Here is an 11,059-nt window from a genome sequence, read left to right on the forward strand (position 1 = left end):
AAAGATCGCAGCCTCGTTGCACTCGGCAGCTCCTACGGGCGCGCTTGTCATTAATCACAAGGAGGCATCGGGATGAAAACCCTCTGGCAAAACTGCCACGCCGCCACCATGGCCCAAGGCGTCTACTCGATCATCGAAGACGCCGCCATCGTCACCCAGGACGCGCACATTCAATGGATCGGCCCCCGTGCCGAATTACCTGTAGGCGACTACCCGGCGGTCAACGACCTCAAGGGCGCCTGGGTTACACCAGGGCTGATCGACTGCCACACCCACACGGTGTTTGGCGGCAACCGCAGCGGTGAGTTCGAACAGCGCCTGCAAGGCGTCAGCTACGCCGAAATCGCCGCGGCCGGCGGCGGCATCGCCAGCACCGTGCGCGCCACCCGCGCCGCCAGCGAGGACGAGCTGTTCGCCAGCGCCGCCAAGCGCCTGAAAAGCCTGATGCGCGACGGCGTGACCACGGTGGAAATAAAATCCGGCTACGGCCTGGACCTGGCCAGCGAGCGCAAGATCCTGCGCGTCATCCGCCGTCTCGGCGCCGAGTTGCCGGTCAGCATACGCAGCACGTGCCTGGCGGCTCACGCCTTGCCACCGGAATACAAGGATCGCGCCGACGACTACATCGAACATATCTGCACCGAAATGCTTCCCGCCTTGGCGGCCGAAGGGCTGGTGGATGCCGTTGACGCTTTTTGCGAATACCTGGCGTTTTCCCCGGCGCAGGTCGAGCGGGTATTTGTCACCGCGCAGCAATTGGGCCTGCCGGTAAAGCTGCACGCCGAACAGTTGTCGTCCCTGCACGGCTCAAGCCTGGCGGCGCGCTACCAGGCACTGTCGGCCGATCATCTGGAGTTCATGACCGAAGACGACGCCAAGGCCATGGCCGTGTCTGGCACGGTGGCGGTGCTGCTGCCGGGGGCGTTTTATTTCCTGCGTGAAACCCAGCTGCCGCCCATGGATGCGCTGCGCAAGCATGGCGTGAAAATCGCCATCGCCAGCGACCTCAACCCTGGCACTTCGCCTGCGTTGTCGTTGCGCTTGATGTTGAACATGGCCTGCACCTGTTTGCGCATGACGCCGGAAGAAGCGTTGGCAGGGGCGACGATTCACGCGGCCCAAGCCTTGGGCATGGCCGAGACTCACGGCTCGCTGGAAGCCGGCAAGGTCGCGGATTTTGTAGCCTGGCACATCGATCGCCCCGCCGACCTGGCCTACTGGCTCGGTGGCGATCTTGAAAAACGCGTCGTGCGTCACGGCGTGGAAATCGATTGAGGAGAGTGGTTGTGGAAAAGGTCCTGAACTTCAAGCAAGGGCGCGTGCCGCTGTTGATCAGCATGCCCCACGCGGGCCTGCGCCTGACGCCAGCGGTAAAGGCTGGTTTGATTCCCGAGGCGCAGAGCCTGCCGGACACTGATTGGCACATTCCGCGGCTCTATGATTTTGCCGAAGCGCTGGGCGCAAGCACCCTGGCCGCTGAATACTCGAGGTTTGTCGTGGACCTGAACCGTCCCTCCGATGACAAGCCGATGTACGTCGGCGCCACCACCGGTTTGTACCCGGCGACGCTGTTCGATGGCGTGCCGTTATTTCTGGAAGGGCTGGAGCCATCCGCCGAAGAGCGGGCGACATACCTGCAACAAGTCTGGATGCCCTACCACCAAGCACTGCAGCAGGAACTGGCGCGGCTCAAGGCCGAGTTCGGCTATGCCTTGCTGTTCGATGCCCACTCGATCCGTTCGGTGATCCCGCACCTGTTCGACGGCAAGCTGCCGGATTTCAACCTGGGCACGTTCAACGGTGTCAGTTGCGACCCGGCCCTGGCCAGCCAGCTCGAAGCCATCTGCGCCCGTCACGATCAGTTCACCCATGTGCTCAACGGCCGTTTCAAGGGCGGACACATCACCCGGCACTACGGCAACCCGGAGCAGGACATCCACGCGGTGCAATTGGAACTGTGCCAGAGCACCTACATGGAAGAGTTCGAGCCGTTCAACTACCGCCCGGACCTGGCGGCGCCGACCCAGGTGGTGCTCAGGGAATTGCTCGAAGGTTTCCTGGCGTGGGGGCGGCAGGCTTACAAAGATTAACCTGTGGTGAGGTAGCTTTTGTGGCGAGGGAGCTTGCTCCCGCTTGAGTGCGTAGCGCTCATAAGATCTTTGGGGCGGCTGCGCCCCCCAGCGGGAGCAAGCTCCCTCGCCACAAAAGCATTTCAAGCCCCTCTCCCTGTCGCCACCGTGCAAAACCAAGTCGCCACAGTTCACCTTCGCCCCCTCGACGCTGCGTAATGTTCCAGGCACGGTGCACCTAGACGCCGACCTACAACAATCCACTGCCGCACGAGACCCACGCGATGAAAAGACTGTCCAAACGCTGTCTGTCGTTCCTCTGCGGTACCGTTCTACTGAGCTCAGGCGCGATGGCCGCCGAGCCTGCGTCTTGCCAGGTCGTGCGCATGGGCGTGGTCAACTGGACCGACGTGATCGCCACCAGCGGCATGGCCGATGTGTTGCTCTCCGGCCTGGGCTACGAAAGCAAGCAGACCAGCGCCGTGCAACAGATCATCTTCGCCGGCATTCGCGACAAGCGACTCGACATTTTCCTGGGCTATTGGAAGCCCGCGATGGACAAGAACATCGCCCCGTTCCTGGCGGCGAACCAGGTGAAGGTGCTGGACCAGCCAAGCCTGGCCGATGCCCAGGCCACCCTGGCCGTTCCAGACTACGTGGCGGCGGCGGGGCTCAAGACTTTCGGCGATATCGCCCAATTCAAGGACCAGCTCGGTGGCAAGATCTATGGCATCGAGCCGGGCAGCGGCGCCAACACCACCATCAAGACGATGATCGAGACCAATCACTTCGGTCTCAAGGATTTCAAGTTGATCGAATCCGGTGAGGCCGGAATGCTGGCGGCGGTGCAGCGGGCGGTGAACCGCAAGGAGTTCGTGGTCTTCGTCGGGTGGACCCCGCACCCGATGAACATCAACATGAAAATGACGTACCTGACCGGCAGTGAAGACGTCTATGGCCCGAATGAAGGCGCCGCGACCGTGTCCACCGTGACCGCGCCGGACTATGCCCAGCGCTGCCCCAACGTTCAGCGGCTGCTGGAAAACCTCACGTTCACCGCCGCCCAGGAAAGCCAGCTGATGGTGCCGATCATGGAGCGCAAGACACCCCAGGATGTCGCCCGGCAATGGCTGCGCGAACATCCCGAGGATCTGCAGCGCTGGCTGGTCGGCGTGACCAGCTACGATGGCAAGGATGGCATCGCGGCGGTGCAGGCCAGCCTCAAGAACTGACACGATCTCCTGGACACTGAGAACCCCGTGGCGAGGGGATTTATCCCCGTTGGGGTGCGAAGCGCCCCCCAAACAGTAGATGCAGTCAAGCTGGCACACCGCGGCGATTTGCACTCAGGGGTGCTTCGCACCCCAGCGGGGATAAATCCCCTCGCCACAAGTTGCGCTCTATCCACAGATATCTGGTTGTCACCCCATGGCCTACCCACTCTCCCCGGCAATGTCCGCCTTCATCGACAAAACCCTGAGCTTCACCAGTCCGGACGACAGCCTCGCCGGTGCTCGCGAGGCCTACCGCCAGATGTGCCGGGCATTCACCCCGCCGCGCCCGTCAACGCTGGCGATCGAGGACCTGCACTTGGCCGGCGTGGCTGTCCGCGCCTACCATCCACGCACCGCGTCGCCGCTGGCCGGTTGGCCGTGCATCCTTTACCTGCACGGGGGTGGCTGGGTGGTCGGCGACCTGGACTCCCATGATTTCATCTGCGCGGAACTGGCCGAGACCCTCGGCGTGCTGGTCGTGGCGGTGGACTATCGCCTCGCCCCGGAGCATCCCTTTCCGGCCGGTTTCGAAGACTGCCTCGCGGTGTGGCGTCACCTGACGGACCTGCCGTTTGCCATTGACCCGCGTCGCCGGGCGGTGACTGGCGACAGTGCCGGCGGCAACCTCGCCGCCGCGTTGTGCCTGGCCCTGCGCGACGCACGCCAGCCTCAGCCCAGGGCCCAGGTGCTGATTTATCCGGCACTCGGCGGTCCCGCGCATTTGCCGTCGCGCAATGAATGTTCCGACGCGCCGCTTTTGAGCAGCAGTGACCTGCAACACTATGACGCTTTGTACCTGCAGGGTGCCGACCCCACGCCCTACGCCGCACCGTTGCTTGCCGATGATCTGAAGGGCTTGGCACCAGCCTTCGTCGCCGTCGCCCAATGGGATCCGCTGCGTGATGATGGTGTCCTTTATAGTGAGCGGCTGAACGCCGCAGGAGGGGCTTGCGTGTTGTACCGGGGCGAAGGCCTGGTCCACGGTTGCCTGCGTGCTCGGGGCCAGGTGCCGGAGGTGGATAAGATGTATCGCACGCTTTACGCATACCTGGCTGACACGCTTTGACTGCGCGCGGGGCATGCTCAATAAGGTCATTCGGGTTTATGATGCCGGACGGCAGACTAAATAGAAGTCCCCACAGGGATGACTCGACCCCTTACGGAGCGCGCAATGCAGACTTTGTACCCGCAGATCAAACCCCATGCCCGGCACGATCTGGCTGTCGATGACACCCACACGCTCTATGTCGATGAAAGCGGCTCGCCGGAAGGCCTGCCAGTCGTGTTCATTCACGGCGGCCCGGGGGCGGGTTGCGATGCACAAAGCCGTCGCTACTTCGATCCGAACCTGTACCGCATCGTCACCTTCGACCAGCGCGGCTGCGGTCGGTCCACGCCTCACGCCAGTCTCGAAAACAACACCACCTGGGATCTGGTCGAAGACCTGGAGCGCATCCGCAAGCACCTGGGCATTGAAAAATGGGTGCTGTTCGGCGGCTCGTGGGGCTCGACGTTGGCCCTGGCCTACGCCCAGACCCATCCGGAGCGGGTACATGGCTTGATCCTGCGTGGGATCTTTCTCTGCCGTCCGCAGGAAATCGAGTGGTTCTACCAGGCTGGTGCCAGTCGCCTGTTCCCTGACTACTGGCAGGACTACATCGCGCCGATCCCATTGGACGAGCGCGACAACTTGCTCGGCGCTTTCCATAAGCGCCTGACCGGTAACGACCAGATCGCCCAGATGCACGCGGCCAAGGCCTGGTCCACCTGGGAGGGCCGAACCGCGACCCTGCGGCCGAACCCGCTGGTGGTCGATCGCTTCTCCGAGCCGCAGCGCGCGCTGTCGATTGCACGGATCGAATGCCACTACTTCACCAACAATGCTTTCCTCGAGCCCAACCAACTGATTCGCGACATGGGCAAGATCGCCCATTTGCCGGGCGTCATCGTGCACGGTCGCTACGACGTGATCTGCCCGCTGGACAACGCCTGGGAGCTGCACCAGAACTGGCCCAACAGTGAATTGCAGGTGATTCGCGACGCCGGCCACGCCGCCTCGGAACCAGGGATCACCGATGCGCTGGTGCGCGCCGCCGCGCAAATGGCCCGGCGCCTGCTTGACCTGCCGCCCGAAGAGGCATGAAAGGGCTGTTGCAGCGGGTCCGCGGTGCCCGGGTCGAGGTCGCGGGCGAGGTTGTCGGCGCCGTGGACCAGGGCTTGCTGGTGCTGGTGGCCGTCGAGCCGGGGGACACCCGTGCCCACGCCGACAAACTCTTGCATAAGCTGCTTAACTACCGGGTGTTCAGCGACGCCGACGGGAAGATGAACCTGTCCCTGACGGATGTGGCAGGTGGTTTGCTGCTGGTGTCTCAGTTCACTCTGGCGGCGGACACCAAAAGCGGCTTGCGCCCGAGTTTTTCGACCGCTGCGCCTCCCGCCCTGGGCGAAGAGTTGTTCAACTATTTGCTCAACCAGGCGAAACAGGTGCATGGCACCGTGGCATCAGGTAGATTCGGCGCCGACATGCAAGTGCATCTGGTCAATGATGGCCCGGTAACCTTTCTGTTACAGGCCTGAAAGCGTTTGAAACATCTTTTTGGTCCGGTTTCGAGGCAAAACAGCATGTTTTCTCGATAAATACTTTGCTAGCCCTGATGCGTTGTCACGCGGCCTACTAGATAATCGCGCGCTACGGGGGACCAGCGTTCGCTGGTCCATTTGACTTAGGTAGAGAGTTGTCCTGAACCGTTTGGGGAATCATTTTGTCCCGTCGGAGTCGGAACAATGCTCGCCAACTTGGCAAGAGTGGTCCGCAGGGACGGTTTTTCAGCGCCGTTACCGTGTAGATACTTTATCTGGCCGTTGGTTTTTTGATCAGTTTTCGGCGAGGGTTGCTCGTGATTGTTAGTCCCTGTAATGCACCAAAAATGACTGCCAAACGGTTTAGAAACGCTCTGGTAGCGGGCTCGGCCCTTTTTTGCCTGCTTGGCGCCGGCCAACTGTGGGCATTCAGCCTGGATGATGTATCGGCAAAAGCGCAAGAATTGGCGGGGCAGAAGTTCGAAGCCCCGCGCAGCAATCTGCCGAACGAATTCCGCGAGATGAAGTTCGCCGATTATCAGAAAATCCGTTTCCGCACTGAAAAAGCTGAATGGGCCGACCAGAAGACGCCGTTCCGGCTGTCCTTCTATCACCAGGGCATGCACTTCGACACGCCGGTGAAGATCAACGAAATCACCGCGACCACCGTCGAGGAAATCAAGTACGACCCGACACGTTTCGATTTCGGCGACGTGAAGTTCGATCCCAAGGCGACCGAACAGCTGGGCTACGCCGGTTTCCGCGTGCTGTACCCGATCAACAAGGCTGACAAGCAAGACGAAATCATGACCATGCTGGGCGCGAGCTATTTCCGCGTTATCGGCAAGGGCCAGGTCTACGGTTTGTCCGCCCGTGGCATGGCGATCGATACCGCCTTGCCATCGGGTGAAGAGTTCCCACGCTTTCGCGAGTTCTGGATCCAGCGCCCGAAACCGACTGACAAGCATCTGGTGATCTTCGCGTTGCTGGATTCGCCACGGGCCACGGGCGCTTATCGCCTGACTCTGCGTCCGGGCACCGACACCGTGGTTGACGTCAAGTCGCGGGTGTTCCTGCGTGATCGCGTCAACAAGCTGGGCATCGCCCCGCTGACCAGCATGTACCTGTTCGGCGCCAACCAGCCGTCCAAAGTGCTGAACTACCGTCGTGAACTCCACGATTCCAGCGGCCTGTCCATTCATGCGGGCAACGGCGAGTGGATCTGGCGTCCGCTGAACAATCCAAAACACCTGGCCGTGAGCAACTTCTCGGTTGAAAACCCGCGTGGTTTCGGCTTGCTGCAACGGGGTCGTGACTTCAGTCACTACGAAGACCTGGACGACCGCTACGAAAAACGTCCTAGCGCCTGGATCGAACCGAAAGGCGATTGGGGCAAAGGCACCGTCGACCTGGTTGAAATCCCGACCGCCGACGAAACCAACGACAACATCGTTGCGTTCTGGAGCCCGGAAAAACTGCCTGAGCCTGGCCAGCCGCTGGACTTTGCCTACCGTCTGCACTGGACGCTCGATGAAGCCAACCTGCACTCGCCTGACAGCGCCTGGGTCAAGCAGACCCTGCGTTCCACCGGTGACGTGAAACAGTCCAACCTGATCCGTCAGCCGGACGGCAGCGTCGCCTACCTGGTCGACTTCGAAGGGCCGTCCCTGCAAGCACTGCCTGAAGACGCCGAAGTGCGTAGCCAGGTGAGCGTTGGCGACAATGGCGAAATCGTCGAGAACAGCGTTCGCTACAACCCTGAAACCAAGGGCTGGCGCTTGACGCTGCGCATGAAGATCAAGGACCCGAGCAAAGCCACCGAGATGCGTGCTGCCTTGGTCCGGCCACTGGTTCCTGTCGAACTGCCAGCCACCGTGCATTCCGTGAACACGTTGGCCAAGGCCGACAAGGTCGCGAAGCAGCAGAGCGAAAAAGAAAAAGCCACCGAGCAAGCCGGCGAGCAGAAAGAAGCCAAGGCCGTGAAGGCGTCCACCGCCGCCGTCGAGCCGACCCCAACCCAACAGGAACCGGAACAGACTGAACAAGTCCTGACCGAGACCTGGAGCTACCAGTTGCCTGCCGATGAGTAATACTCCTGTACAACCAGAATCTCTCAGCGAGTATCTGGCCCATTTGCCGATGACCGACGAGCAGCGCTCCGAGCTGGCGGGCTGCAAGTCATTCAGCGAATTGCATGAACGCCTGGCTTCTTCGACCTTCGACGCACCCAACGAGGCCGCGCAAGCCTCGGTGGGGCGTCGCCTGGTACTGAGCACCGCCGAGGAACTCGAGGAAGCCGAAATGCTGGCGCTCGATTCCAACGGCCGCGTCTGCCTGAAGGCGACGCCGCCGATTCGCCGGACCAAAGTCGTGCCGGAGCCGTGGCGCACCAACATCCTGGTGCGTGGCTGGCGCCGCCTGACCGGTCGCACCAATCCGCCGAAGCCGCCCAAGGATGAGCGCGTCTTGCCGCACGCGCGGTGGCGTACCGTGGGTTCGATCCGCCGCTACATCCTGCTGATCCTGATGCTCGGCCAGACCATCGTTGCCGGCTGGTACATGAAAGGCATCATGCCGTACCAGGGCTGGGCGCTGGTGGACCTCGACGAAGTGATGCATCAACCGCTGCTGCAGACGGCCACGCAAGTGCTGCCGTACGCGCTGCAAACCAGCATCCTGATCATGTTCGGCATCCTGTTCTGCTGGGTGTCGGCCGGTTTCTGGACCGCGCTGATGGGCTTCCTGGAACTGCTCACCGGTCACGACAAGTACCGTATCTCCGGCGCCAGCGCCGGCAACGAGCCGATTCCGAAGGACGCCCGCACTGCACTGGTCATGCCGATCTGCAACGAGGACGTGCCACGGGTATTCGCCGGTTTGCGCGCCACGTTCGAGTCGGTCGCGGCCACCGGTGACCTGGATCGCTTCGATTTCTTCGTGCTCAGCGACAGTAACGAAACCGACATCTGCGTCGCCGAGCAGCAGGCCTGGCTGGACGTCTGCCGCGAAACCGGTGGCTTCGGCAACATCTTCTACCGTCGTCGTCGCCGTCGCGTGAAGCGCAAGAGCGGCAACCTCGACGACTTTTGCCGTCGTTGGGGCAGCGACTACAAGTACATGGTCGTGCTCGACGCCGACAGCGTCATGAGCGGCGAATGCCTGACCAGCCTGGTGCGCCTGATGGAAGCCACGCCGGACGCCGGCATCATCCAGACCGCGCCAAAGGCCTCGGGCATGGACACGCTGTATGCGCGCATGCAGCAGTTCGCCACCCGCGTCTATGGTCCGCTGTTCACCGCCGGCCTGCACTTCTGGCAGTTGGGCGAATCGCACTACTGGGGTCACAACGCGATCATCCGCATGAAGCCGTTTATCGACCACTGCGCCCTGGCGCCGTTGCCCGGTAAAGGTGCGTTCTCGGGCGCGATCCTCTCCCACGACTTCGTCGAAGCCGCGCTGATGCGCCGTGCCGGTTGGGGCGTGTGGATTGCCTACGACTTGCCGGGCAGCTACGAGGAACTGCCGCCGAACCTGCTAGACGAACTCAAGCGTGACCGTCGCTGGTGCCACGGCAACCTGATGAACTTCCGGCTGTTCCTGGTCAAGGGCATGCACCCGGTGCACCGCGCGGTGTTCCTGACCGGCGTGATGTCCTACCTGTCGGCACCGTTGTGGTTCTTCTTCCTGGTGCTGTCCACCGCGCTGCTGGCGGTGAACACCCTGATGGAGCCGCAGTACTTCCTGGAGCCGCGCCAGCTGTATCCGCTGTGGCCACAATGGCATCCGGAAAAAGCCATCGCGCTGTTTTCCACCACCATCGTCCTGCTGTTCCTGCCCAAGCTCTTGAGCATCGTGTTGATCTGGGCGAAAGGCGCGAAAGAGTTCGGTGGCAAGTTCAAGGTGACGCTGTCGATGTTGCTGGAGATGTTGTTCTCCATGCTGCTGGCGCCGGTGCGGATGATTTTCCACACTCGCTTCGTCCTCGCCGCTTTCCTGGGCTGGGCCGCGACGTGGAACTCGCCGAAACGTGACGACGACTCCACGCCATGGAGCGAAGCCGTCAAGCGCCACGGGCCGCAGACCCTGCTGGGCTTCTTCTGGGCCTTGCTGGTGATCTGGCTGAACCCGAGCTTCCTGTGGTGGCTCGTGCCGATCGTCGGCTCGCTGATGCTGTCGATCCCGGTCTCGGTGATCTCCAGCCGCGTGGGCCTGGGCTTGAAATCCCGTGATGAGAGCCTGTTCCTGATTCCCGAGGAATACGCACCACCGCAGGAGCTGCTGTCGACCGACCAGTACACCCATGAAAACCGTTGGCACGCGCTGAACGACGGCTTCATCCGGGCGGTGGTTGATCCACAGCAGAACGCCTTGGCCTATGCACTGGCAACTTCACGCCATGGCAAGGCAGAGCCGATTGAATGGATGCGGGTCGAACGCGTTCGTCACGCGCTGAAGGTCGGTCCTGCGGGGCTCAGCAATGCCGAGCGCTTGGCACTGCTGAGTGATCCGGTGGCCTTGTCCCGCCTGCACGAGCAGGTCTGGAGCGAGGCGCATCCGGAATGGCTGGCAGCGTGGCGTGAGTCGGTCAAAGCCGATCCGCATGCACCGCTGCTGCCGCTGCAGCCGGTGAGCGTTCAGCCTCAGTTGGCTTGATAGTGTGATGAACAAAAGCCCCGCTTCTGAAAGGAAGCGGGGCTTTTTGTTGGGCGTTCCATGGAGGTGGCCACAACATCACATGGCTTTGGTTTTGGAGTGCTAAGACTGTGGGTCGGCGTTGTCCAACATCTGATTCGCCAGTAAACCACATCGCTGCTAAACGAAAAGGGTGGCGGCAGTACGCGGGTTAGCAGACCAGGAATCAAGGAACCCGGCGCACCGAAGTGCCCCACGCACAGCCGCCATGAAGCGGACCTGCGTGCCTTGATATTAAGCCGAGCTGCTAAACCCGATCGCTGAACTTACAGCGACCTGCAAACGTTAGAGCCCAGGGCCAAGGCGCACAAGGCGGCGGATTCTTGCGTAGTTGTAGGCAATGGCGCAAGGCGCCGTAGCCTTTGGATGACGGATTGTGGAGCGCAGTTGTTTATCCGTTCTTTAGGTCACGGACACTTACCGCGTCCCCCTGTGGGAGCGAGC

Annotated in this window: 8 protein-coding genes; all 8 read left to right on the forward strand. The window is 61.9% G+C overall.

The window, feature by feature from the left end:
* The first annotated feature begins 72 nt into the window (after positions 1–72).
* The 8 genes from hutI (at position 73) to mdoH (ending at position 10,576) form a co-directional block, all read left to right on the forward strand.
* The gene (hutI, locus tag OC610_RS12835; RefSeq protein ID WP_264428138.1) at positions 73–1,275 is read left to right on the forward strand and encodes an imidazolonepropionase; all 1,203 of its coding nucleotides are present in this window, start codon (positions 73–75) and stop codon (positions 1,273–1,275) included.
* A gap of 11 nt (positions 1,276–1,286) precedes the next feature.
* Entirely contained in the window at positions 1,287–2,090 is an 804-nt protein-coding gene (gene hutG, locus OC610_RS12840) for an N-formylglutamate deformylase (RefSeq protein WP_264428140.1), read from the forward strand.
* 263 nt (positions 2,091–2,353) lie between these two features.
* Positions 2,354–3,301, forward strand: coding sequence for a choline ABC transporter substrate-binding protein (locus OC610_RS12845; RefSeq protein ID WP_264428141.1), 948 nt, complete (start codon positions 2,354–2,356; stop codon positions 3,299–3,301).
* Between the two features lie 196 nt (positions 3,302–3,497).
* Positions 3,498–4,409 (forward strand): alpha/beta hydrolase, encoded by a 912-nt coding sequence (locus tag OC610_RS12850; protein ID WP_264428143.1) that lies wholly within the window; start codon positions 3,498–3,500, stop codon positions 4,407–4,409.
* A gap of 105 nt (positions 4,410–4,514) precedes the next feature.
* Positions 4,515–5,486 carry a prolyl aminopeptidase gene (gene pip / locus OC610_RS12855; protein ID WP_198797393.1) on the forward strand — a complete coding sequence of 324 codons (972 nt, stop codon included), beginning with the start codon at positions 4,515–4,517 and terminating at the stop codon, positions 5,484–5,486.
* A complete protein-coding gene (gene dtd, locus OC610_RS12860) occupies positions 5,483–5,920 on the forward strand; it encodes a D-aminoacyl-tRNA deacylase (protein WP_264428145.1) in 438 nt (145 codons plus the stop codon). Before pip ends, dtd begins: the two co-directional genes overlap by 4 nt.
* Positions 5,921–6,270: 350 nt before the next feature.
* On the forward strand, positions 6,271–8,013 hold the full coding sequence (locus OC610_RS12865; RefSeq protein WP_269807979.1) for a glucan biosynthesis protein G: 1,743 nt from the start codon (positions 6,271–6,273) through the stop codon (positions 8,011–8,013).
* A complete protein-coding gene (mdoH, locus tag OC610_RS12870; RefSeq protein ID WP_264428148.1) occupies positions 8,006–10,576 on the forward strand; it encodes a glucans biosynthesis glucosyltransferase MdoH in 2,571 nt (856 codons plus the stop codon). The genes OC610_RS12865 and mdoH overlap by 8 nt, the downstream gene beginning before the upstream one ends.
* Positions 10,577–11,059: the final 483 nt, after the last annotated feature.

This window comes from Pseudomonas agronomica (genome assembly GCF_025917275.1).
GTDB lineage: Bacteria > Pseudomonadota > Gammaproteobacteria > Pseudomonadales > Pseudomonadaceae > Aquipseudomonas > Aquipseudomonas agronomica.

Bases quoted from the DNA above. Each gene is read 5' to 3' on its own strand.
- pip (WP_198797393.1), top strand. From the start codon at position 4,515: ATGCAGACTTTGTACCCGCAGATCAAACCCCATGCCCGGCACGATCTG.
- OC610_RS12865 (WP_269807979.1), top strand. From the start codon at position 6,271: ATGACTGCCAAACGGTTTAGAAACGCTCTGGTAGCGGGCTCGGCCCTT.
- dtd (WP_264428145.1), top strand. From the start codon at position 5,483: ATGAAAGGGCTGTTGCAGCGGGTCCGCGGTGCCCGGGTCGAGGTCGCG.
- hutI (WP_264428138.1), top strand. From the start codon at position 73: ATGAAAACCCTCTGGCAAAACTGCCACGCCGCCACCATGGCCCAAGGC.
- OC610_RS12850 (WP_264428143.1), top strand. From the start codon at position 3,498: ATGGCCTACCCACTCTCCCCGGCAATGTCCGCCTTCATCGACAAAACC.
- OC610_RS12845 (WP_264428141.1), top strand. From the start codon at position 2,354: ATGAAAAGACTGTCCAAACGCTGTCTGTCGTTCCTCTGCGGTACCGTT.
- mdoH (WP_264428148.1), top strand. From the start codon at position 8,006: ATGAGTAATACTCCTGTACAACCAGAATCTCTCAGCGAGTATCTGGCC.